Annotated in this window: 19 protein-coding genes; 6 read left to right on the top strand and 13 right to left on the bottom strand. The window is 40.0% G+C overall.

Features of this window, described 5'->3' with window-relative positions:
• Positions 1-775: 775 nt before the first annotated feature.
• The 7 genes from ACYQ3L_RS09715 to ACYQ3L_RS09685 form a co-directional block, all read right to left on the bottom strand.
• The gene (locus ACYQ3L_RS09715; RefSeq protein ID WP_459952469.1) at positions 776-1231 is read right to left on the bottom strand and encodes a CPBP family glutamic-type intramembrane protease; all 456 of its coding nucleotides are present in this window, start codon (positions 1229-1231) and stop codon (positions 776-778) included.
• Between the two features lie 322 nt (positions 1232-1553).
• Positions 1554-1715 (bottom strand): hypothetical protein, encoded by a 162-nt coding sequence (locus ACYQ3L_RS09710; RefSeq protein ID WP_379995800.1) that lies wholly within the window; start codon positions 1713-1715, stop codon positions 1554-1556.
• Between the two features lie 30 nt (positions 1716-1745).
• Positions 1746-1904, bottom strand: coding sequence for a hypothetical protein (locus ACYQ3L_RS09705; protein ID WP_379995803.1), 159 nt, complete (start codon positions 1902-1904; stop codon positions 1746-1748).
• A gap of 30 nt (positions 1905-1934) precedes the next feature.
• Entirely contained in the window at positions 1935-2102 is a 168-nt protein-coding gene (locus tag ACYQ3L_RS09700) for a hypothetical protein (protein ID WP_379995805.1), read from the bottom strand.
• A 63-nt stretch (positions 2103-2165) separates the two neighbouring features.
• Positions 2166-2492 carry an HTH domain-containing protein gene (locus tag ACYQ3L_RS09695; protein ID WP_379995807.1) on the bottom strand — a complete coding sequence of 109 codons (327 nt, stop codon included), beginning with the start codon at positions 2490-2492 and terminating at the stop codon, positions 2166-2168.
• Positions 2493-2510: 18 nt separating this feature from the next.
• Positions 2511-4688, bottom strand: coding sequence for a peptidase domain-containing ABC transporter (locus tag ACYQ3L_RS09690; protein ID WP_379995809.1), 2178 nt, complete (start codon positions 4686-4688; stop codon positions 2511-2513).
• Positions 4675-5826 (bottom strand): HlyD family secretion protein, encoded by a 1152-nt coding sequence (locus ACYQ3L_RS09685; protein ID WP_379995812.1) that lies wholly within the window; start codon positions 5824-5826, stop codon positions 4675-4677. The genes ACYQ3L_RS09690 and ACYQ3L_RS09685 overlap by 14 nt, the downstream gene beginning before the upstream one ends.
• 1046 nt (positions 5827-6872) lie before the next feature.
• Between ACYQ3L_RS09685 and ACYQ3L_RS09680 the strand changes: the two genes are divergently transcribed.
• The 5 genes from ACYQ3L_RS09680 (at position 6873) to ACYQ3L_RS09660 (ending at position 13632) form a co-directional block, all read left to right on the top strand.
• Positions 6873-7427: a nucleotide exchange factor GrpE gene (locus tag ACYQ3L_RS09680; protein ID WP_379995814.1), complete on the top strand. Its 555-nt coding sequence runs from the start codon at positions 6873-6875 to the stop codon at positions 7425-7427.
• Positions 7428-7443: 16 nt separating this feature from the next.
• Positions 7444-8589, top strand: a complete 1146-nt coding sequence (gene dnaJ, locus ACYQ3L_RS09675) for a molecular chaperone DnaJ (RefSeq protein ID WP_379995816.1) — start codon at positions 7444-7446, stop codon at positions 8587-8589.
• A 179-nt stretch (positions 8590-8768) separates the two neighbouring features.
• On the top strand, positions 8769-9863 hold the full coding sequence (locus tag ACYQ3L_RS09670) for a Nif3-like dinuclear metal center hexameric protein (RefSeq protein WP_379995818.1): 1095 nt from the start codon (positions 8769-8771) through the stop codon (positions 9861-9863).
• 125 nt (positions 9864-9988) lie between these two features.
• Complete coding sequence (locus tag ACYQ3L_RS09665) at positions 9989-10744, top strand: zinc ribbon domain-containing protein (protein ID WP_379995820.1); 756 nt, start codon at positions 9989-9991, stop codon at positions 10742-10744.
• A gap of 341 nt (positions 10745-11085) precedes the next feature.
• Positions 11086-13632 (top strand): adenosylcobalamin-dependent ribonucleoside-diphosphate reductase, encoded by a 2547-nt coding sequence (locus tag ACYQ3L_RS09660; protein ID WP_379995822.1) that lies wholly within the window; start codon positions 11086-11088, stop codon positions 13630-13632.
• An 89-nt stretch (positions 13633-13721) separates the two neighbouring features.
• Here the strand turns inward: ACYQ3L_RS09660 and ACYQ3L_RS09655 are convergent, their stop codons facing one another.
• Positions 13722-14969 carry an ABC transporter permease gene (locus ACYQ3L_RS09655; protein ID WP_379995824.1) on the bottom strand — a complete coding sequence of 416 codons (1248 nt, stop codon included), beginning with the start codon at positions 14967-14969 and terminating at the stop codon, positions 13722-13724.
• Between the two features lie 78 nt (positions 14970-15047).
• Positions 15048-16070, bottom strand: a complete 1023-nt coding sequence (ruvB, locus tag ACYQ3L_RS09650; protein WP_006798653.1) for a Holliday junction branch migration DNA helicase RuvB — start codon at positions 16068-16070, stop codon at positions 15048-15050.
• 533 nt (positions 16071-16603) lie between these two features.
• On the opposite strand from ruvB, the gene ACYQ3L_RS09645 reads away from it, so the two are divergent.
• Positions 16604-17173 carry a phosphatase PAP2 family protein gene (locus ACYQ3L_RS09645; RefSeq protein WP_379995826.1) on the top strand — a complete coding sequence of 190 codons (570 nt, stop codon included), beginning with the start codon at positions 16604-16606 and terminating at the stop codon, positions 17171-17173.
• Here ACYQ3L_RS09645 and ACYQ3L_RS09640 read toward each other — a convergent pair.
• From ACYQ3L_RS09640 to ACYQ3L_RS09625, 4 genes are all read right to left on the bottom strand, one after another.
• The gene (locus tag ACYQ3L_RS09640) at positions 17162-17935 is read right to left on the bottom strand and encodes an SDR family NAD(P)-dependent oxidoreductase (protein ID WP_379995828.1); all 774 of its coding nucleotides are present in this window, start codon (positions 17933-17935) and stop codon (positions 17162-17164) included. The genes ACYQ3L_RS09645 and ACYQ3L_RS09640 overlap by 12 nt on opposite strands.
• A 4-nt stretch (positions 17936-17939) precedes the next feature.
• Positions 17940-18806, bottom strand: coding sequence for a YitT family protein (locus ACYQ3L_RS09635; RefSeq protein ID WP_379995830.1), 867 nt, complete (start codon positions 18804-18806; stop codon positions 17940-17942).
• A gap of 124 nt (positions 18807-18930) precedes the next feature.
• The gene (leuS, locus tag ACYQ3L_RS09630) at positions 18931-22143 is read right to left on the bottom strand and encodes a leucine--tRNA ligase (RefSeq protein WP_379995832.1); all 3213 of its coding nucleotides are present in this window, start codon (positions 22141-22143) and stop codon (positions 18931-18933) included.
• 453 nt (positions 22144-22596) lie between these two features.
• Positions 22597-23856, bottom strand: a complete 1260-nt coding sequence (locus tag ACYQ3L_RS09625; RefSeq protein WP_379995834.1) for a DNA recombination protein RmuC — start codon at positions 23854-23856, stop codon at positions 22597-22599.
• Between the last annotated feature and the right edge of the window lie 88 nt (positions 23857-23944).

The raw sequence follows: 23944 nt of genomic DNA, 5'->3' as shown, positions 1-23944 counted from the left end.
GCATTTTTTATTTATTACTTTATCTATATATAACAAAAGCCATCTGACTTTGATAGATAGCGTATAGTTCTTTGAAATATTGAAATGGCCCCCTAAATTGGCTCCGCCGAACGTTGTTTCCCCAAGGCGGACTTACAATGAGGGTAAAAAGTAATAAGTAAAAAAGTGTTACCTTTGTTACCTTAAAAGGTAAAATAAAAAACTCCAAAAAATTAAAATTACAATAATACAATTTAATAATCTTATATATAAATAGTTATAACATATATATTATGCTTATAAAACGCTGTATTTCCAAATCGAATTATTGACTTTTTTGTTACTTTTGTCACCAAGTTGTTACTCGTAATTGAAATATCTTGTTACTTTTTCCATTTTATGTAAAATATACTGTTACTTTGAAGTATTCTATTTCTATATATCAAATAATTAAATAGGTATATATCAAAAGGTAAAATAGGGTTTATACCTATTTGTTTATCATGATTTTCTTTTTGTATTTAAATAGATATTTGATGCAGGCGACAGCATCAGGTGAAGGGGTATGAATATATATGTTATTTGCTAGCTAGCGTTCCCAATAGCTTTAGAGAGTCCGAAATATTGAGTTAGTTATAAGAGTTTTCCACAAATTCATGTATCAAGCCTCTTGTGTTCTAAAAATTGAAATTTGGAATTGTAGTTTTATATGTTTTATTTTCTCAAATGGTAGTGGGATAAATATATTCCTTTATTCCGTAGTCTTTTCTTGAGTAGTGTCCAAAAGATAACCGGGCTATATACTAAGCCAAAGAGTTGTTATTGAATTTTGATATATATGTAGCAGAATGGCAATAATCAAACCGTTGTTAAAACGTATCCTGACATATCCCATAAATAATCCCATTACAATTTGAGGGAATGCCGCCAAAGGCGACAATATGGCTTGCGCTGTTGTCATTTCTTTAAAATTGAAGATGTGCAGTAATCCGAAACTTATACATAGCGTATAAAATACTATATTAAAGTGATTTGTCCAGAATTGTTCGAGAGTATTACTCAATTTTATCTTTTTGTTGTAAAGGAGGAAGGTTGAGATACTAATGAATACAACTAATAATATTATTGCAAATATTAAATCATGTTTATTTAGAAATAAGATAGCAATTGATATGGAAATAATGATATATTTCTTATCGAATATGAGAGGCAGGCGAAACATTATTTCTTCATAGAAAGGAGCAACAAGCATTATTAAGAGTAATGGATATTCATCTAATACAGGTCTGGGAGGTACTAGTTCGAATACTTTGAATGGAGCTAAAAAAAAGCTAAGCATTAATAATACTATAAATAATATTACGTAACATTTCAGCGATAATAATAAGGTCTGGATGAATTTATTATTAGTGCTTGAAAAATTTTGCTTTTGTAGTTTTTCTTCTGAGGAAGACTTAAAAAACAATATTATATCCTGAATTATTGACCAGATTGACATATACAGTTATTCATTATTGATAAAAAAATAGAAACAGGAAGATTATTAATCTCTCCTGTTTCTGTTTTCAGTGAGCTTACCAGAAAGGCGATAATATAGAAGTTAAGAGTATAAAATTATCCACAGCTTTACGGAACTCTTTCCCCATTTCATATGATTGTTGAGAACCACCATTAATGCTCCTTAACTCATCATCCTGTAATGCAATTAAAGCATCATCGAGTTTTAATTTATTCATAATAGAAATATTAAAAATTTAATCCTATTTTTAGCTAAAAAAACCATCCCAAAAATCAATTGTATCTGCTACATGTGCACCTACATAGTGAGCAATAGTTTTTGCATGAGCAGACAGAGAACCTCCTTCTATGTTAACCAATTCCTCTTTGGTTAACTCCATAAATTCAAATGAATCTAAATTTTTCATAATATTCTGACGCTTTTTTAAGTTCTAAATTTATCTCTTGTTTTGGTTATATCCATTCATGAATGCTCCGATAAGTTCCAACTTAAATGTGATATCCGCACAAGCAAAGTCGCTGAGCCAACTTCCTGCATCAACTTCCTGCATTTGAGCATCATTCATTTCTTCTACACCAAGTGTAGCTAAATCTAAATTTTTCATAATAAAATGCTTTTTAAATTAATAAATAATCACAAAAAAGCAAACCGGTTTAACTTAATTTCTTTACAAAAGTATGTTTCTTCCGTCTAAAAAATTAAACGGAAGAAAAAAAGAATACCCACCTCCGTTAATTCTTGTTAATTCATCCGTTTCTATTAATTCAATTGTACACTTTAGTTCCAAATTAAACTCTCTAGTATATAGAAATGACTTTTGGGCACGAGAATATATAATTGGAGCACCAAAAGTTTTTAATTCATTGAGTAAATTATATAATGTCGCTCTACTTATGGACAAATGCGTTGCCAATGTTTTTGGATTTCCTGTTTTACCTGTCTTTATCAAAGAATGTAACTGGTTTATCCGTTCTATTGTACTGAAAATACTCATATCATTAATAATTTATGTTTACATAATTGGTATCTGTTTCTGCCACATTTCATAATATCTTGTGCCCTCCTTGTAGAGTTGTATATGTGTCCCTTCTTCTATCAGCTTCCCTTTTTCGAGTATCACAATCTTATCTGCTGACATCACCGTACTCAAACGGTGGGCGATAATAATAACCGTTTTTCCTTGCCTGTTATAATCCAGTATCGCCTGCTGTACATAATGTTCCGAAACCGAATCAAGCGATGAAGTCGCTTCATCCAGTACCAGTATTTCAGGATTTCGATACAATGCCCGTGCAATGGCAATCCGTTGCCGTTCCCCGCCTGACAAGCCGACACCATGCTCGCCGATACGGGTTGCAAAGCCTTTAGAAAGGTTTTCTATGAATTGGATAATGCCCAAATTCTTACAGATGTTTATTATACGTTCCATATCAGGATTGAACTCTCCCAGAGCAATATTCTCTATAATCGTTCCCGAAAACAAGTCCAGTTGCTGTGGCACGGTGGCTACATGCTCCCGCAAACTGTCGATACTGAAATAGTCGATATTATGTTCTCCGATATATATTTTCCCACTGTTCAGGGTATAGAGTTTTTGCAACAGTACGGCAAGCGTTGTTTTTCCCGAACCGCTTTCACCTATTATCGCCGTTATCTTTCCTTTGGGTATTTCCAGTGTAAAGTCTTTAAACACCTCAGCGCGTGTGCCGTAGCTGAAACTTACGTTGTTGAATAATATATCTCTATTCATTTTAGGCGTAAACTCTATCTTTTCTTTTTCATTATCGCTTTCACTCTCCAAATCCATAATCTCAAAAAGGCGGTCTGCCGCTATCAGGGCATTCTGTATTGTCTTGTTCACACCGATAAGTGATGCCACAGGAGAGGTAAAATAACCGATTATCGCATAGAACGAAAACAGTGTTCCGGCAGTCAGTTCATTATCCAACACCAGATAGGAACCGAACCACAGCAGTATCACAGTGAATAGGAAATTGATAAAGCCGGAGCTTTCATTAGAGAATATAGAGTTAACGCCTGAACGGTAGATTGTATTGAGCAGCTTGATAAACCGTGTTTCCGTTTTTATATTCGCAAACTCCTCTATACCGAACTGCTTAATAGTCTTTACCGAGTTTAAAGATTCCACAAGCTGGCTCTCCAATTCGGCTGCATCTTCCATTACTTTACGCTCCTGCTTTTTGTTTAGTTTATTTACAGCGATATAGATAACGGCATACAGGGGTATTGTGATAAGCATCACCAAAGCCAGCTTCCAACTGTATATAAACATCAGCATAAAGGAGAACAGCACGATAAAGGCATTAACGACTAAGGAGATAGCCACATCGTTAATGAACGCCCTGATTTTAACAGCGTCATTGACACGGGATATAATTTCCCCGACACGCATTGTATCGAAGAAACGTTGGGGCAACTTTAGTAAGTGTTTGTAATAGCCTAATATCAGCCTTGCGTCTATCTGCTGTCCAGTGTTCAATATAAACAGGCTTTGGAATACAGCTAAAAAAAACCTTAACGCCAGTATAATCAGCATCCCTGTACTCATCAGGTTTAACAGGTTGGTATTTCCTCCCACAAGTACATAGTCTGTAATCTTCCCGATATAAAAAGAGGTGGATAATCCCAGTATAGTGTAAAGTATAGCCCCTGTCAGGCATTGCAAAAGTATCCCTTTGTGCGGTTTCAGCAGGAAGAAGAAGCGGGCAATATTGGAAACCTTTTCGTTCCTTACCTCAAAAGTATCGCCGGGTATGAGCAGGATAAGTACGCCCGTCCATATCTTTGCAAAATCTTCAATGCATGCCTTGTGCATTTCCCCGTCTGCCGGGTCTATATACTTTATCTGTTTCTCCGTTACCTGATAAATAACAATATAATGCTGTAATACATCTTTTACAATAACATGGGCTATTGCAGGAAGCGGTATTTTAGATAAATTATCCGTTTTCCCTTTAACACCTTTTGCCTCGAATCCGAGTTGTTTTGCAGCCTCGACCATACCCAGCACATTCGTACCCCTTTGGTCTGTGCCCGCTACCTGACGTATCCTTGAAACAGGCAGCTTTAAATTGTAATGTTCCGATACGGACGCTAAGCAGGCCGCCCCGCAATCCGTTATATCACGCTGCTTGATTTTTATATTTTTGCCAATCTTAATTTTGTTCATCTGTTTTTATTTTAGGATTCATCCAGTTGTCTATTTCGTCAAAGAGTAATTGCCACAGGCTCCGGCGGGTCTGATAAAACCTGCCTGTAACACTCATTCCTTTTTTCATATAGCCTTTGTAGCCGTTTGCCAGTTCAAGGTAGTTGCGGTTCATCGTACACCTGACACGAAAATAAGGCTGGTTATTCATTTCCACGATATCGGGTAATACTTCGGTAACTTCTCCAGATAGTAATCCCCATTGCTGGTAATTGTAGGCGTCGGCTTGAACCTGTACCTTTTGCCCTTTCTCTATATAGCCGATGTCGATAGGAGAAATATAGCATTCTATCAACAGGGTATCGGATGCGGTAATCTGGGCAATGGATTGCCCTGTCTGTGTAAAATTACCCGCCTGTATGCCGTTATACTGCACAATATTGCCAATGACAGGTGCGGTTATGATATATTGGGTTTTCCGTTTTTGCAGTTGCAGCAATTCGGAATTCAGGTCTTTGTTCTCATATTCGAGGCGTGTCCTTTCCGCCTGCCAGTTGCTTATTTGCTGTTGTTTTACCAATGCTTTTTGCGAGCCTGCTGTTTTGTAACGGCTTTCTGTCTGTTGGTAATCGTATTTAGCCTCGACACCCTTTTCGTATAACTCTTTAGAGACAGCATATTCGTTTTGCGCTTGTGAAAGCGTTATATCCTGTTCCGCTAATTTCGCTCTATACTGTGCCAGTTCAGTTTGGTATTTGGGGGTCGCAGCAGAATAGGAGCCATTAACCAGCCTGTCAATATCACGGATAAACAAGCCGTTTTCTATTTGTTTTTCGATCAGCCGGTTAATCTGCTCGTCCAGTTCGTCTGTACGGAGCCATATAAGGGTGTCACCTTGCTCAACTCTTTTATTTTCATAAATGGCTATTTGGGCAACCTCAGCATAAACTGCCGACTGTATACTATTATTTTCGTTTACAGACCGGACTGTCCCTTTACTTTGTACGGATACGTCGATATAAATAAAGGGTAGGCTGACTAATGTGGTTATTAGACCAATGATAATTATAAGATAAATAATCTTCGATTTGGAATGGCGTTTCGTCCAGTGTGTTTGCACGGTATTTTCCACAATCCCGGCAGGGAACAATTGCTTCATACAGCAAATATAATTCCTTCGGTTCCGGAAAGAAATTTAATTAAATAAAGAAAGCGTGGAACCATTGCCATATCTTATATAACGGGGCTCTGGTAAGCCTTAGAACTAAAATAAGCAACAGTCCACACGCCTATAAGGGCACGGGAACAATTTAACTTATTCTCGTTCTATCAAAATTTACCAGATTTCGTTATAGAGAGATAAGCCAAACACTTTCCATGTTTGTTTTTTACCAATATGTCTGCCGGATGTAACCAACCGACACGGCAAATATAATAATTATTCCCAACACGTCTAGTGTTTTTATCCCCAAAATGGGCTGTTGCATATTGCAAATGTAAAATTTTAATTTAAAAATCTGCAAAATATAGCCCGTTTAAATAAAACATGTAATATATGACAGTTTTCTTTTTTTATCTTCCGGCTATTGTCTGTATAATGATGTCACGGAAAGGAAAAGAATAGTAGTTGATAATATCGGAAAAGAAAAGTACCTTTACATACAGTAACCTACCTGACTGATATTGTTTTTTGCATTTTTGTTGCTGGTTTGTTACTCGCTATTTTTAAAAAGTAGGTTTATATGTTTACTGTCAGCCTATTACGAAAGCGATTTACCTTTGTTACCTTTTTTAATAGTTACAAGTTACTCCGCCCTGCGGGCAGTTACGAGTTACGAGTAGACAAGATACGAGATACAAAATACAAGTTGTTCACTGTTTACTGTTCACTGTTTACTGATATATCTGTTACTTTTGTTACCTTTTTGGGAATAGTTACAAGTCGACAAGACACGAGATACGAGTTGTTAACTGCTAACTGTTGACTGATTACTGATATATCTGTTACCTTTGTTACTTTTTAACAAAATTGAATTTCTTCTATGGACTAAGAAAGTTAATCTATAAGGATTTCGATTAATTCCTGTAACTTTGGCAAGCCTTTTGTTATAAATAAAATGCACATTTGAAGAAATACAAATCGCCTATTGTCGATTTGCATGATATTCTTTTGTAATTGATTCTGAATAAAATAGATACTAAGATATGAAAGAGGAATTTACCGAAAAGGAGTTTGATAACGGACAGCCTGCAGAGGCTGATAATATGACAAATAATCAGCCTGAAGAAACGGCAGAAGCAGAAACAGGTGACAATCTGACTGACTGGGAGGCCAAATATAATGAATTGAACGATTCATATTTGCGCCTGAATGCAGAATTCGATAATTACCGCAAACGCACCCTGAAAGAAAAAGCAGAATTACTGAAATCAGGTAGCGAACGTGTACTAATCGACATAATATCCGTTGTGGACGATTTCGAACGCGCTTTGGAAAACATATCCAAAACAGAAGATGTGGAAGCAGTGAAAGAAGGAGTAGATCTGATTTACAGCAAATTCATCAACTTCCTTACAAAACATGGCGTGAAGGAAATAGAAGCAATCGGACATACTTTCGATACCGACAAACATGAAGCGATCACCACCGTTCCCGCACAGTCGGAAGAAGATAAGGACAAGATCGTAGACAGTGTCCAGAGAGGATATATGTTGGATGATAAAGTTATCCGTTACCCCAAAGTAATCGTTGCAAAATAAAAAAGAAGAGATTCCAATGGCAACTACAACAAAAAGAGACTATTACGAAGTACTGGAAGTTACCAAGACCGCAACTTTCGAAGAGATAAAAAAAGCTTACCGTAAAAAAGCGATTCAGTTTCATCCCGATAAAAATCCGGGAAACAGCGAAGCTGAAGAAAAGTTTAAGGAAGCGGCAGAAGCGTATGAAATACTGAGCGATGAGCAAAAACGCGCTAAATATGACAGATACGGGCACGAAGCTCCGGGCGGATTCGGCGGACATTCGGGCGGATTCTCCATGGACGACATATTCTCACAGTTCGGTGATATCTTCGGCGGTCATTTTGGCGGGGGATTTGGTGGTTTCGGCGGACAACGCGGACCAAGGCAAAACCGCGGTTCGGACTTACGCGTAAAGGTAAAGCTGACATTAAAAGATATAGCCCAGGGGGTTGAGAAAAAAATTAAGGTAAACAAATTCGTTTCCTGCTCACATTGCAGAGGTACAGGTGCGGATGGCGGTACAGCATACGAAACCTGTTCTACCTGTAAAGGTTCGGGAGTGGTAACCCGCGTAATGAACACCATTCTGGGGCAGATGCAAACGCAAACAACCTGCCCGACCTGTAACGGAGAAGGCAAAAGCATTACCAAAAAGTGCAGCCATTGCGCCGGAGAAGGCATCGTTCGCGAAGAAGAAGTAATCTCCATCAATATACCTGCCGGAGTTGCCGAAGGAATGCAACTTTCGATGAGCGGCAAAGGAAACGCGGCCCGTCATGGCGGTGTAAACGGCGACCTGCTGATCCTTGTAGAAGAAGAACAACATCCGGAACTGTTCAGAGATGATAACGATGTTGTTTACAACCTATTGCTATCCGTGTCTACCGCCGCATTAGGAGGTAATGTAGTGGTACCGACAATAGACGGAAAGGTAAAAGTGACGATAGAGCCGGGAACACAGCCGGGTAAAGTGCTTCGCCTGAAAAATAAAGGATTACCGAGCATCAACAGGTATGGCACAGGAGATCTGCTTATAAATATAAGCGTATATATCCCTGAAAATCTTAGTGATAGTGAGAAATCGACATTAAGCGGACTCGAAAACTCTCCAAATTTTCAGCCTAGCAAATCAGTAAAAGAGAAGATATTCAATCATTTCAGAAAGATGTTTGATTGATAAAAAATCTAAAAGCAGTCTCTTATCGACTGCTTTTAGAGGATAAGACACAGATAGTATTTAATGGTCATTTCGAACCATAATCAGTTTTGGCTGTTATGCTAATTAAAGAAATAAGAAGGTCTGTGACCTTAATATCCTGTAAAATTATAACTTTGAGGATCTAAATACGGGAGATCATGAAAATAAAGGAAATCTTACATACCATAGAACAACTCGCCCCGATACCATTGCAGGAAAGCTTTGATAACAGCGGTATCCAGATCGGAGATATAAATCAGGAAGCCAAAGGTGCTGTGGTCTGCATTGACGTGACCGAAGCTGTAATGGACGAAGCCATCGCGTTAGGCTGTAATCTTATTATTTCACACCATCCCCTCGCCTTCCGCAGTTTCAAATCACTGACGGGAAAAAACTATGTAGAGCGCTGCATGATAAAAGCCTGCAAGCACGATATTGTAGTTTATGCTGCACATACGAATCTGGACAACGCGGCACAGGGAATCAATCATTATCTGGCAGAAATGCTTAACCTGCAACACGTACGGATTCTCGATCCTCAGAAGGGCAAGTTGCTCAAACTGGTGACTTTCGTACCTCATTCGCATGCCGAGCTGGTACGCAATACTTTATTCAATGCGGGAGCCGGAAATATAGGAAATTACGATTCATGCAGTTATAATGTATCCGGAGAAGGGACTTTCAAGGCCGGAGAAAATACAAATCCTTTCACGGGAGAGATAGGAGAACTGCATACCGAACCGGAAGTAAGAATTGAAATAATCCTACCCATATATAAGCAATCGGAGGTAAAACGCGCACTGATAGCTGTGCACCCCTATGAAGAGCCTGCATATGATTTCTATTTACTGGAGAATACATGGTCGCAGGCCGGAAGCGGAATAGTAGGCACATTGCCCGAAGAGACAGAAGAGGAAGACTTCCTTTATCTGCTGAAAGATACATTCCACCTGAAAACAATACAGCATTCCGCCTTAAGGGGGAAGCCTGTAAGAGATATAGCCATTTGCAGCGGAAGCGGATCGTTCCTGATACCGAAAGCGATATCATATAGTGCCGATGTATTTATTACAGGTGAGGTTAAGTATAACGATTATTATGATGTGGAAGATAAGATTCTGCTGGCGACAGTAGGACACTACGAATCCGAAATTTTCACAAAGAATATATTTTTCGATATTATCTCAAAAAAATATCCTACCTTTGCGGTATATATGTCAGGATTTGATGTAAATCCTGTGAACTATTTGTAGATAAGCGGTGACATACTCCCGCTATTTACGGATGATGTAGTAAGAGAATAGCCGGATGCTGTTTGATTACTGCATTTTTTTATTACAATAGTCTAGTCTTATAACTTAAATATTGATATAAACTCATGGCCAAAAAGCAAGAAAAAGAGATTACAGTAGAGGAAAAGCTAAAGACGCTTTATGCCCTGCAACAGAAATTATCTGAAATAGATAATATAAAGATTCTCCGCGGAGAACTTCCGTTGGAAGTAGCAGACCTGGAAGATGAAATTATCGGTTTGGAGACCCGTATCAAAAAATACGAGACTGAACTGAAAGAAGCCGAGACTGCAATTTCTTTCCAAAAACAAAAAGCGAAAGACAGCACACTGAAAATTGAAAAATACAAAGAACAATTGGACAATGTGCGTAACAACCGTGAATTTGACCATCTGAGCAAAGAGATCGAATTCGAAACACTGGAAATCGAATTATCAGAGAAACGAATCCGTGAATTTACACAAGACTCCAAAAATCTGACAGAACAGGTAGAGAAGAGCAAAACTTTCTTGCAGGAGCGTTCTGCCGATCTGGGACAAAAGAAAGAAGAACTGGACAATATAGTATCCGAAACCAAACAACAGGAAGAACAGCTTCGCGAAGAGGTTAAGGAAATAGAAACTGAGGTTGAGCCTCGTCTATTGCAGGCATTCAAGCGTATTCGCAAAAGCGCGCGCAACGGTCTGGCTGTAGTATGTATCGAACGTGGTGCCTGCGGAGGATGCTTCAATAAAATACCACCTCAGAAACAAATGGATATTAAGATAGGCAAGAAAATTATCGTATGCGAATATTGCGGACGCATTATGATTGATCCTGAACTAATTGGAGTCGAAGAATAATACGGGTTATAAAAAATAACTGATATATGCAAAAAATCGGAAAAGTTAAATGCAACTTTTTCGATTTTTTTTATCTATATATTGTGAACTTTGTATTTTAGACAGTGTTATACATTTTACAGTTCGAATTTTAAAACGGAAAACTTTTTTCAAAAAACAAAATATTATATACATAATAATCAGATTATTAAAATAAATTATGGGAAACTTTTATTTTTTTTAAAAAAATATTGTTGCAAAATTTGTTTCATCTTTCTGAATTGAGTAATATTGTACTGTGAAAAATATCGCAGACTTTCGTCAAAAACAAGGACTGAAAAAAATCTAAAAATATAAGACAAATGGCACAAAAGGTTTATACTTTTGATGAGGCATATAACGCCGCATTAAGTTATTTTGATGGTGATGAACTCGCTGCAAAAGTATGGGTAAATAAATATGCATTGAAAGATGCAATGGGCAATATCTATGAGCAATCGCCCGAGGACATGCACTGGCGCTTGGCAAATGAGATTGGACGCATCGAGGCAAAATACGAAAAGGGCTTAACGAATAAAGAATTGTATGATCTCTTCGATCATTTCAAATACATCGTACCCCAGGGAAGCCCTATGACCGGTATCGGAAATGATTTTCAGATAGCGTCCTTATCAAACTGCTTTGTGATAGGCCTGAACGGCCCTTCTGACTCTTACGGAGCTATCATCCGTATCGATGAAGAACAGGTGCAACTGATGAAACGCCGTGGAGGTGTAGGCCACGACTTGTCGCATATCCGTCCGAAAGGCTCACCTGTAAAGAACTCGGCTTTGACTTCTACCGGACTGGTGCCATTTATGGAAAGGTATTCAAACTCCACTCGCGAAGTTGCTCAGGATGGACGCCGTGGTGCCCTTATGTTGAGCGTATCAATCAAGCACCCCGATTCGGAATCGTTCATCGATGCAAAAATGACAGAGGGCAAAGTTACAGGTGCAAATGTTTCTGTAAGAATAGACGATGCTTTTATGCAGGCCGTTGTAAACGGATCGAAATATACGCAGCAATACCCTATCGATTCATCAAATCCTACCACTGTAAAAGATATTCAGGCTACGGAACTTTGGAGAAAAATAGTCCATAATGCATGGAAATCCGCCGAACCGGGAGTTCTTTTCTGGGATACTATTATTAAGGAGTCTGTCCCTGATTGTTATGCAGATCTCGGATTTAAGACTATTTCAACTAACCCTTGCGGAGAGATACCTCTTTGTCCGTACGACAGTTGCCGCCTGCTAGCGATCAATCTATATTCATATGTAGTAAATCCGTTCAAAGACGATGCCCATTTCGACTTCGAACTATTCTCTAAACACGTTGGGCTGGCTCAACGTATTATGGATGATATCATTGATCTGGAAACAGAAAAGATTGACAAAATATTACAAAAAATAGATGACGATCCGGAAACAGACGAGGTAAGATGGCCTGAAAGACACCTTTGGGAAAAGATCCGTACAAAAACCCTTCAGGGACGTCGTACCGGAGTAGGTATCACCGCCGAAGGCGATATGATAGCCGCTATGGGACTTCGCTATGGTACGGAAGAAGCGACTGCTTTTGCCGAAGATGTACACCGGGCTCTGGCTATTGCGGCTTATCGTTCATCCGTAGAACTGGCTAAAGAACGTGGGGCCTTTGAAATTTTTGATTTTAAGCGTGAAAAGGAAAATCCGTTTATCAACCGTTTGGCAGAAGCCGATCCTCAGCTAATCAAAGACATGGAGAAATACGGACGCCGTAATATAGCCTGTCTTACAGTTGCCCCAACCGGGACAACCAGCTTGATGACACAGTCCACATCGGGTATTGAGCCGGTATTTATGCCGGTATATAAACGCCGCCGCAAAGTAAATCCTAATGATAAGGAAGTACGAGTTGACTTCGTTGATGAAAATGGAGACTCATGGGAAGAATACATTGTGTTCCATCACAAATTCGTAACATGGATGGAAAGCAAAGGCTATCCTACCACGAAAAAATATACGAATGAGGAGGTAGAGACTATGGTGGCCGAATCTCCATATTATAAAGCAACCTCAAACGATGTTGACTGGCTGCAAAAGGTGAAAATGCAAGGCCGTATCCAAAGATGGGTAGATCATTCTATCAGCGTAACAATCAATTTGCCATCCGATGTATCGGAAGACCTTGTAAACGATTTGTATATCGAAGCCTGGAGAAGCGGATGTAAGGGCTGTACCGTTTACCGTGACGGCTCGCGCGCCGGAGTATTGGTTGCTGCTGACGATAAAAAACAAGCAGAAGAGAATTGTGATGACTGCTACGAACGTCCGGAAATCCTTCAGGAGCGCCCTCGTGAACTAGCCGCTGATGTTATCAAATTCCAGAACAATAAGGAAAAATGGATTGCGTTCATCGGGTTACACAACGGACGCCCATACGAGATATTCACCGGATTGTCGGATGATGATGAAGGTCTGATGCTGCCTAAGAATATTAACCACGGAACCATTATCAAGACTTTAAATGATGAAGGAAGCCGCTCTTATGACTTCCAGTTCAAGAATAAGAGGGGATACAAAACCACAATCGAAGGATTGAACGGCAAATTCAACCCTGAATTCTGGAACTATGCCAAACTTATTTCCGGTGTACTTCGCTATGGCATGCCTATCGATCAGGTTGTGAAACTGGTACAAGGCCTGGAACTGAACAGCGAAACGATCAATACCTGGAAAAACGGTGTAGAACGCGCCCTCAAGAAATACCTGCCTAGCGAAACCGAAGCTAAAGGTCAGAAATGCCCTGTGTGCGGACTGGAAACCTTAGTATATCAGGAAGGCTGTATGAAATGTACAAACTGTGGTGCATCCAAATGCGGATAAGCAACTCATATGAGATATAGCAAAGTACCCCGTTCCCTGAAAGAGCGGGGCATTTTTATATGGCTATTCTCTAGTATTCTTTGAAGGCTTTATTCGAATCTTAATGATTTAGCCGGATAGATCTTGGCTATCAGATAGGATGGTCCTATCATGGCTACGATGGAAAGGATCAATGTACCGGCATTAATCAATAAGATGTATAAGACATTGATATCCACCGGCATTTCCGACACATAGTACGTCTCAGGGTCCAGCTTTACCAGACCGAAATTCTTCTGAATCACCAATATCGCAATAGCAATAACATTACCCCAGAACATACCTTTCAGAATGAGGAATGAGGATACATACAGAAAGGTCTTGCGAATGCTTAGATTACGCGCGCCGAGGGTTTTCAGCATACCTATCATATTAGTCCGCTCAAGGATTATGATAAGTAATCCTGATATCATGGTGAAAACCGATATGGCAAACATAAGTATAATGATAACCACAACATTCATATCCAGAAGTTCGAGCCAGTTGAATATCATAGGATTCAACTCCTTGATAGAACGGGCAAGGAAAGTATTCTCCTTATGGTCACGATAGGTCATCATATCCACAAATACACGCTGTTGTATTTCATCCAGCCTGTCGTAATCATTTACAAGCAGCTCGATCCCACTGACCTCATCATCGTCCCAGTCGTTCAGCTTTTTGATGAGATTGATATCCGTTACTACGAACAGTTTATCATAGTCTTCAAAGTTTGTGCTATATATACCTGTTATGTAAAACTTACGGAAACGGATATTCTCCCCTACGAAGTAGCAAAGGAAGCTGTCTCCGGTCTTCAGATTTAATTTACCCGCTATATTCCCGGACAAAATTGCCTGATTGGCGTGAGTTGTATCATCCGGATTGATTACCGTACCGGCAATCATATTTTGTTTAAAGAAATCCCAATCATAATCTGTACCGACTCCTTTCAAAACCACACCCTGAAAGGCACTATCAGTCTTTATTATACCGGGCTTTGTGGCAAAGACCTCCACATGTTTAATCCCTTCTGTCTTTTCGAGCTGGCTTATCAGTTCAGGAGTAACGCATACGGGCTGCGTTTCGTAAGTACTGTTGTTTGCCAGGTTGGTGATTTGTATATGGGAACCAAAACCTACAACTTTGTTGCGCACCTCCTTTTTGAAGCCCACAACGATAGACAGAGCCAGTATCATAGCCGCCAAACCTATTGCCACTCCGGCAACAGCGATTTTAATGGCAGGAGAAGAAGCCCGCTTCTCCCCTTTCTCTCCATTAAAATGGATACGTTTCGCTATAAATAGTTCTAAATTCAAAATCAGTTATCAGCCAACAGTTATCAGTTATCAGTAAGAACCACTTATAACTTATAACTTATAACTCTTAATTCATAATTAAAACAAGAAACCCTGCTCACTTTCCCTTTTCCGTCCCAAATGCTTATAGGCAAGTTCGGTGACTTCACGCCCGCGGGGTGTACGTTTCATAAAACCTTCCTTGATAAGGAACGGTTCATAGACCTCTTCTATTGTACCTCCGTCTTCACCTAAAGCCGTTGCAATAGTAGAGATACCGACAGGCCCTCCCTTAAATTTATCGATAAGGATCAGGAGGATCTTGTTATCTATCTCATCCAATCCATATTTGTCTATATTAAGAGCTTCCAGCGAATAGGCCGCAATGGCCTTATCTATCTTGCCGGAACCTTTTACCTGCGCAAAATCGCGTACCCGGCGCAGCAATGCGTTCGCGATACGGGGAGTACCCCTGCTACGGGAAGCTATCTCTACGGCAGCTTCTTTAGAGGTAGGAACATCGAGTATATTAGCCGAACGCAGAATAATATTCGTCAGAGTCTCTATATCGTAATACTCCAGATGCATATTGATACCGAAACGGGCGCGCAACGGACTTGTAAGCAAACCGCTCCGGGTAGTGGCGCCAATAAGAGTAAACGGATTCAGATCTATCTGTATAGAGCGCGCGCTAGGACCTTTATCTATCATAATATCGATACGGTAATCTTCCATCGCGCTATAGAGATATTCTTCCACAACAGGTGATAAACGGTGTATCTCGTCTATAAAAAGCACATCGTTTGGCTCAAGAGAAGTCAGAAGTCCGGCTAAATCTCCGGGTTTATCCAATACAGGACCCGAAGTTATCTTAAACCCCACTCCCAGTTCATTTGCTATGATATTCGACAATGTGGTTTTACCTAATCCCGGCGGACCATGCAAGAGGGTATGATCCAGTGATTCTCCCCGCATTTTGGCTGCTGTGACAAAAACCTGCAAATTCTCCACTACCTTGCTTTGTCCACTGAAACTATTAAAGGTAAGTGGGCGCAGGGCATTTTCAAACTCCTTTTCGCTGTCGTTTATATTTCCTCGGTGTATGTCGAATGTTTCTTCCATATGTTCGGATGCAAATTTACATCAATATATTTAATTTACACACACTTTTCAGTTAACAGTTAACAGCTTTTACAGTTAACAGTCAGCAGTCATCAGTTAACAATCCATAGCTTATAAAAACTTCGCGCCTTTGCGTCTTTGCGTGAAATAAAATAGAGTATCTTATAACTCCTAACTGTTAAAAGGTAACAAAGGTAACAGATATATTAGTTAGCAGTCAACAGTATTCTCTCGCAGAGACGCTAAGGCGCAAAAGGTAACAAAAGTAACAGATATGTCAGTCAACAGTCAACTAACTTGTAACTAGTAACTGCCCGTAGGGCGCAGAAATAACATTCGCCGAAGCGAAGGCGAGGCAAACTTGTAACTACTTTAATCAATCTTTCAAAGAACTATCAGCTAACAGCTAAAGGCTATCGGCTCTTATTTTATAGATAAACTTTTACAAAAAAAACAAAAGAGATAAATATTATTATGGGATATAACCATAATATATTTCCTTTGCATTTCCAATTCATTATAGATGAACAATTATGTTAGATAAATTACGGTATTGGGACGAAGAACTTTTTCTATTCCTCAATGGGAAACATGCTGACTGGCTCGATCCTATCATGCTTTTTCTCAGTTCCTACACAAACTGGATTCTGGCCTGTCTGGCCATGTCCGCCCTGATCTACTTCAAAGCGGAAGTATGGAAGAAAACAGGAGTATTCTTTTTTCTCCTATCCACCGGAGCCAGCGCCCTGCTTACAAATATAATAAAACTGATTATAGAACGGCCCCGCCCTATTCATAACGAATTATGGGAAGGCACGATTCACGCAATAGAAAAATATAGCAATAGTTTTAGTTTCTTCTCGTCCCATTCAGCTACTACTTTTACGATGGCTGTATTTTTCCTTCTCTTCTTCCGAAAGAAAAGATTCTACGGTTATATTGCCGTCTTATGGGCAGCAGTGGTTGCATATAGCCGGATTTACGTGGCCAAACATTACCCGTTCGACGTAATGATAGGAATTATCTTCGGAATAATGACAGGAATAGCGGGTTACATACTTTTCCAAAGGTTCAAAAAGAAAAAGGAACTATTAAAGCCCTAACCACTTCCCTGCTTTCTTCCTCTCCAGTAGCGAATATACTTTCAGGCAAAAAGGAAACGCTCTGCCTATAGGATATAATAAACGGAATAAAGTAGATGGATAAACATTCTTCTTACCTTTCTCAATACCTTTTATATACTTCCTTGCAACAGTCTTCGCATCTTGCGCAGGAAAAGGAAGTGGTGTATCTTTTTCACCTGTAGCCTTATCAAAAAAGGCTGTGCGGGTAGCTACAGGATAAACCGCAGTCAATTGGAGGTTATCCGCTTTCTCATACCTGTAGGTCTGTACAAAATGATGCAGCGCGGCCTTTGTAGAACAATAAAGTGAATAGGCCGGCAAGGAAACCAATCCTGCCCCTGAAATAGTACAGGCAAAAGCTACCGGTCTGTCCTTATTGAGAGCAACAAGTCTTTCCAATGAATAAACCGGAGAAAATACATTCAGATCGTAGATTTTTCGGATATGCTGCCAATCGGTGGTTTCCAGCCTTTCGAGATATGCAAACCCTGCATTGGCTATAAAAATATCAATATGTCCGAATACCTGCTGTGCATAACTAAAGACCTTATCAATACCCTCTGAAGAGCTGACATCGGCAGAGAATGGGTACACCACGCCCTCTACCCCCGGTATATCATCTATATGACGGGCTACAGCAAGAATCTTCACTCCGTTATATGAAGCAAGTATACCGAGCATCTCTCGGCCTATACCGGAGGAAGCTCCAGTGAGTATGATATGTTTGCCTCTGAGGTTCATAAGGTCAGGTCCTTATTTTGTCAAAGCCTTCACCGTAAACACCACGTACCGTACTTTGGGATATAAATGCTTTCTCATCTATACTTTTTATCAGGCGGAACATTTCTACAGCCTCTGTTCTTCTGGCCAGTACAATGATCACTTTGGTCGGTTTCTTCGAATACCAGCCTGTGCCATCCAAAACCGTGCATCCCCTATGTAATTCCTGATTTATCGCGGTAGCTATTATTTCGTATTTTTCAGAAAAGACAAGCACCTGTACCGACTGCCGGAACCCATTGATAACCATATCGATGCAATACGTCATTACACCCATTACGATCAGGGCATATACGATCTTCTGGTAATCGTAAAATAGAAAGTATGAAGAAGAGATGATAATAAAGTCGCAAAGGAGCATCCCCCTGCCAAAAGCAATATTCTTATATTTATTTATCAGTGCCACTACAATGTCCGTCCCCCCGGTGCTACCGTTGGCACTGAAAACAAGGCCTATACCCGTTCCGCACATCATTCCTCCTATTACGCCCGACAGAAGCGGCTCATTTTTCACAATAGGTTCGGTTATATATGTCTGGCAAAGGGTAAGCAGGAATGTAAGCACAATAACTCCATAAATAGTCTTTATCATAAACTTGAAACCCAGAAGTTTCAAGGCTACCAGGAGCAATGCACAGTTTGTGAAGAAATATGTATATTGAAGCGGTATTCCCGATGCATACTCCACAAGAAGGGCTATACCTGTAAGCCCCCCTGTGACAATCCCGACCGGTTTTATAAATCCGATAAGCCCAACTGCATAAAGCGCAAGGCCAAAGAATATAGATACATAATCTTTCCAGTAAAACTCTTTCAAATATCTTTTCGGCATAGCTTCTAAGGTCACGGACCTATTTATTATTTTATTAAGTTTAAATACAACAAGTAATTAGACTAAAAAAACATATCATAAAATGCTTTCTTCTACTTATATTTCTGAAAGCATTCATTTCTCTTTACAACACAACGTTAATCATTTTCTTAGGTACAAAAATGATTTTCTTAGGAGTTTTACCCTCAAGCCATTTTTTTGCAAGTTCATGCTTCAATACGGTTTCTTCTACATCAGCCTGAACCGCGTCGGCCGGGAATTCTATATCGAAACGTACTTTACCATTGAACGCCACCCCATAACGGAACGAATCTTCTGCCAGATATTCTTCTTTAAATGCCGGCCATTCGGCATCGAAGATAGTAGTTGTGTTACCTAGAGCACGCCAAAGTTCCTCCGCAACAAACGGCGCAAATGGCGCAAGAACGACAAGAAACTCTTGTAAAACCGCTCTCTTGCTACATTTCGCGGCAGTCAGTTCATTTACACAGATCATAAAGGCGGCAACAGATGTATTGAATGAGAATGTCTCTATATCGCCCGAAACTTTCTTTATCAGCTTATGCAATGATTTTAATTCTTCCTTTGTCGGTTCTCCGTCCGTTACCACAAAATCATCTCCTTTGTAAAACAGATTCCATGTTTTGCGCAAGAAACGGTGCACCCCGTCAATACCGTTTGTATCCCAAGGTTTGGATTGCTCTAACGGTCCTAAAAACATCTCATACATGCGAAGGGTATCTGCACCATATTTTTCAGCAATATCATCCGGATTAACGACATTATGATATGATTTGGACATCTTCTCTACAGCCCAGCCACAAATATATTTGCCATCCTCGAGAATGAACTCCGCTGTTTCATATTCCGGCCTCCATTTTTTGAATGCTTCCAAATCTAAGATATCATTACTAACGATGTTGACATCTACATGAAGTTCCTGTACTTCATACTGATCTTTCAGATTATAGGACACAAATTTATTTGTCCCGTTTATACGATAAACATAGTTGCTACGTCCCTGTATCATTCCCTGATTGATAAGTTTTTTGAACGGCTCTTCTTCACACGAAACTTCTATATCATATAGGAACTTATCCCAGAAACGGCTGTATATAAGGTGGCCTGTAGCATGCTCGGTTCCCCCGATATACAAGTCGACATTGCGCCAGTATTCATCTTTTTCTTTCGATACCAATTCCTTCGCATTATATGGGTCCATATATTGCAGATAATAGGCGGACGAACCGGCAAAGCCCGGCATGGTATTCAACTCAAGCGGGAATATAGTCTTGTTATCTATTTTCGATGTCTCTACCACCACATTGTTTACTGTATCCCAAGCCCATTTTGTGGCGCGTCCTAACGGTGGTTCACCCGTTTCGGTCGGCAGATACTTATCCACTTCCGGCAATTCCAAAGGCAACTTATCTATTGGAAGCATGTATGGCAAGCCGTTTTTATAATAAACAGGGAATGGTTCCCCCCAATAACGCTGACGTGAGAAAATAGCATCGCGTAAACGATAATTTACTTTTATACGTCCCAGCTTATGTTCTTTGATATATTCACGGGCTTTTTCGATAGCTTCTTTTACAGTCAGGCCATCCAGGAAACCGGAATTCATCATGATACCCTCTTTGGCATCGAAACTTTCTTCCGATACATCACAACCTTCTATCAACGGAATGATAGGTAATCCAAAATGCTTCGCAAAAGCATGGTCACGGCTATCGTGTCCGGGTACTGCCATAATAGCGCCCGTTCCGTATCCGGCAAGTACATAATCCGATATCCAGATAGGAATTTCTTTGCCGTTCAGCGGATTTATAGCATATGATCCAGTAAATACGCCGGATACCTTTTTATCCATCAGGCGGTCACGTTCTGTACGGCGTTTTGTAGCCTGAATATAAGCGTCAACTTCTGCTTTTTGTTCCGGCTTGGTGACCTGAGATACATAATCGCTCTCAGGAGCAAGCACCATAAAGGTAACCCCGAAAATCGTATCGGCACGGGTGGTGAAGATAGCCACCTCCCCTAAATCCCCTCCAAAAGAGGGGACTTGGGCGTCGCAATACGATTTTATCTTCTGCAAAACTTCTTCGATATTACCAATAACTTCTTCATTAGAGAAGCGAAGAACTTCATATCCAAGACTTTTCAAAATATCGGTTCTTTGCTGGTCAGCCTGCATTTGTTCATCACTTTCATGATATTTCCCATCTACTTCTACGATTACAGACTTTTCGAAACAAACAAAATCTACAATAAAGCGGTCTATGAGATGCTGTCTTCTAAATTTATATCCGATGTTTTTATTCCGCAACATCTGCCATAAGGCATTTTCAGCCACTGTAGACTCCTTACGGTTTTTACGCGCGTTATCTATATTTGTATTCCAATCCAATTTATTTGTAGTGTAATTGGGTGGTGTAGCGCTCCCCCCTCTTTTGGAGGGGGCCAGGGGGAGGTGGATCTCTGCTCCTTCGCTCCGTCCAATCCAGTTGCGCTGGGTTTCCTTGATGGATTCACTCCAGTCTATCTTGTCCAAACCATCAAGCAGGCGTTGAGCATAAGCCGATACACGCAAGCTCCACTGGCGCATCAAACGTTGCTCTACAGGATATCCGCCACGCTCCGACAATCCGTTGATAACCTCATCGTTAGCCAATACAGTACCTAAAGCCTGACACCAGTTTACTTTGGTTTCGCTGCGATATGCTATGCGGTAGTTAAGTAATATTTCTTGTTTTTTCTCGTCGGAATATGCTTTCCATTCATCCGCGGTAAATTGCAATTCTTCACTGCAAGCTATGTTCAGGCCATTCGTGCCCACTTGTTCAAAGGCAGCGATCAGTTCAGCGATCGGACGGGCCTGATCTTCATCATAGCAATAATAGCTGTTGAACATCTGGATAAATGCCCATTGCGTCCACTTATAATACCTGGGATCGCATGTCTGAATTTCACGGCTCCAGTCGAAGGAGAAGCCTATCTTATCCAGTTGTTCCCGATAGCGGTTTATATTCTGCGCTGTAGTAACAGCCGGATGCTGACCTGTCTGGATGGCATATTGCTCGGCAGGAAGCCCATAGGCATCATAGCCCATCGGATGAAGGACATTGAAGCCTTTCAAACGTTTGTATCGGGAGAAAATATCAGAGGCGATATAGCCCAGTGGATGGCCGACATGCAAGCCTGCTCCTGACGGATAAGGAAACATATCGAGTACATAATATTTTGGTTTGTTCTTATCTTCCGTTACTTTGTAAGTTTTGTGGTCGATCCAATACTGGTGCCAACGTTTTTCAATCTCTTTAAAATTGTATTCCATAACCGGGTTTTTATTGCGATTTTTATTGGCGCAAAGATAGTTATTTCTTTACATTAATACGAATTAAGGACTGCGCTTTCTTGCACATGCCAATCCATTTACTATCCGGAATTATAGATACATCCTATAAAATACGGACAGTTATTATTTTCGGAATTCTTTATCTATATATCAAAGGTTCTTTGACATCTAATTACAGAATCTAAAATGATTTGGGAAAAGATAACAGATAAAAAAGAGTAAAAAGTGTCAGGTTTGTCAACTTTTCACTTATAAGCAATTTGCAGATAGATTTAGGATCTTCTATAAAAAAGAAAAGGTTGTCATCCCGACAACCAATCTTCATTGTTAACCTTAAATCTAATACCATGAAAAACACAGTACAAAGATAATCGATTTTTATGTTATAAAACATGTTTTGGTGTTTTTCTTTCAAAAATTAGCAATATTTAACTATATATTACTATCCGGAAGTTCTTTTTGCGCCTTAACTCCCAATTCTTTAAGCATTTCTGCCTGGCGCATCAGATTTCCATTACCTTCTTTTAACTGGGAAAAAGCTTTATCATACGATTTTTGGGAACGCTCTATATTCTTACCTACATCCTGAAGGGTATCCACAAAGCCTGCAAATTTATCATAGAGAGCAGCGCCCCGCTTGGCAATTTCAATGGCATTACGGCTCTGATACTCCCGTTTCCACAAGTCGGAAACAACCTTCAATGACGCAATCAGATTAGTCGGGCTAATCAGCAGGATACGCTTGCGGTAGGCATAATCCCAAAGAGTAGAATCGAGCTGCATTGCCAGAATATATGCAGGTTCGTTAGGAATAAACATCATTACAAAATCGAGTGACTCTACATAGTCCTGATAAGATTTCTGGCTCAGTTCGTCTATATGTTGCTTAATGGATATCACATGCTCTTTTTCCGCTATCAGCTTAATATCGTCGGACCCTGCCTCCACATACTTGACATAAGCGCTCAGGGACACCTTTGAATCTATAATTATCTTCCGTCCTCCCGGATACATCACAACAACATCAGGTTGCATATACTTGTCCTGTGCATTTCGGACGCGGCTGCCATTCTCATCCACAATGAATTCCTGGGTAAAATACTCTTCTCCTTTTTTCAGTCCGGACTTTTCAAGAATAGATTCGAGAATCATCTCACCCCAGTTTCCCTGTATTTTGTTATTGCCCTTCAAGGCCTTAGTCAGATTATTGGCATCTTCGCTTATCTGATTGTTAAGGGCGACAAGTTCCCGGATACGCTCTTCCAGAGAAAAACGCTGCTTGGATTCTTTATCATAGGTTTCCTCTACTTTCACCCTAAACTCTACAAGCTTTTCATTCAGAGGCTTCAGGATAGCTTCCATATTCGACCTGTTCATATCCGTAAAGCGAAGCGTTTTCTCTTCCAGTATCTGATTGGCCAGTATCTGGAAATCCTTATTTAGTTGAGCACGGGTATTGAGCAGCTCTTCCTGTTGAAGCCGCAGCTGTTCATCCTTCGATTGTAACAAAGCCCTTGTTTCGGCTATTTCGCGGATTTTCTCCATTTGCTCTTTTTGTATGGCATCTTTATCTGCCGACAAACGGTTGATCTCATTCTTCAATTCCTGTTCACGCTGCTTATTTCCTTTCTGCATAAAAAGGATAAGCACAATCGCCAGTACTAGTATAATAGAGGCATAAACTAATTCCATACTGATTTGTTTTAAAGAGAGCGAAAGTTATTCAAAATATAGCCTTTAACAAAATTTGCCTCAAAAAACTTGTGAACATTTGCTTTCG

Source organism: Dysgonomonas termitidis (assembly GCF_054657735.1).
Note: the sequence above shows the minus strand (reverse complement) of the source record. Positions and strands in the feature narration are given on the sequence as shown.

What these genes read in the sequence shown, in the direction of transcription:
- ACYQ3L_RS09715 (WP_459952469.1), bottom strand. Translation starts at nt 1,231, where the DNA reads ATGCTTGTTGCTCCTTTCTATGAAGAAATAATGTTTCGCCTGCCTCTC.
- ACYQ3L_RS09710 (WP_379995800.1), bottom strand. Translation starts at nt 1,715, where the DNA reads ATGAATAAATTAAAACTCGATGATGCTTTAATTGCATTACAGGATGAT.
- ACYQ3L_RS09705 (WP_379995803.1), bottom strand. Translation starts at nt 1,904, where the DNA reads ATGAAAAATTTAGATTCATTTGAATTTATGGAGTTAACCAAAGAGGAA.
- ACYQ3L_RS09700 (WP_379995805.1), bottom strand. Translation starts at nt 2,102, where the DNA reads ATGAAAAATTTAGATTTAGCTACACTTGGTGTAGAAGAAATGAATGAT.
- ACYQ3L_RS09695 (WP_379995807.1), bottom strand. Translation starts at nt 2,492, where the DNA reads ATGAGTATTTTCAGTACAATAGAACGGATAAACCAGTTACATTCTTTG.
- ACYQ3L_RS09690 (WP_379995809.1), bottom strand. Translation starts at nt 4,688, where the DNA reads ATGAACAAAATTAAGATTGGCAAAAATATAAAAATCAAGCAGCGTGAT.
- ACYQ3L_RS09685 (WP_379995812.1), bottom strand. Translation starts at nt 5,826, where the DNA reads ATGAAGCAATTGTTCCCTGCCGGGATTGTGGAAAATACCGTGCAAACA.
- ACYQ3L_RS09680 (WP_379995814.1), top strand. Translation starts at nt 6,873, where the DNA reads ATGAAAGAGGAATTTACCGAAAAGGAGTTTGATAACGGACAGCCTGCA.
- dnaJ (WP_379995816.1), top strand. Translation starts at nt 7,444, where the DNA reads ATGGCAACTACAACAAAAAGAGACTATTACGAAGTACTGGAAGTTACC.
- ACYQ3L_RS09670 (WP_379995818.1), top strand. Translation starts at nt 8,769, where the DNA reads ATGAAAATAAAGGAAATCTTACATACCATAGAACAACTCGCCCCGATA.
- ACYQ3L_RS09665 (WP_379995820.1), top strand. Translation starts at nt 9,989, where the DNA reads ATGGCCAAAAAGCAAGAAAAAGAGATTACAGTAGAGGAAAAGCTAAAG.
- ACYQ3L_RS09660 (WP_379995822.1), top strand. Translation starts at nt 11,086, where the DNA reads ATGGCACAAAAGGTTTATACTTTTGATGAGGCATATAACGCCGCATTA.
- ruvB (WP_006798653.1), bottom strand. Translation starts at nt 16,070, where the DNA reads ATGGAAGAAACATTCGACATACACCGAGGAAATATAAACGACAGCGAA.
- ACYQ3L_RS09645 (WP_379995826.1), top strand. Translation starts at nt 16,604, where the DNA reads ATGTTAGATAAATTACGGTATTGGGACGAAGAACTTTTTCTATTCCTC.
- ACYQ3L_RS09640 (WP_379995828.1), bottom strand. Translation starts at nt 17,935, where the DNA reads ATGAACCTCAGAGGCAAACATATCATACTCACTGGAGCTTCCTCCGGT.
- ACYQ3L_RS09635 (WP_379995830.1), bottom strand. Translation starts at nt 18,806, where the DNA reads ATGCCGAAAAGATATTTGAAAGAGTTTTACTGGAAAGATTATGTATCT.
- leuS (WP_379995832.1), bottom strand. Translation starts at nt 22,143, where the DNA reads ATGGAATACAATTTTAAAGAGATTGAAAAACGTTGGCACCAGTATTGG.
- ACYQ3L_RS09625 (WP_379995834.1), bottom strand. Translation starts at nt 23,856, where the DNA reads ATGGAATTAGTTTATGCCTCTATTATACTAGTACTGGCGATTGTGCTT.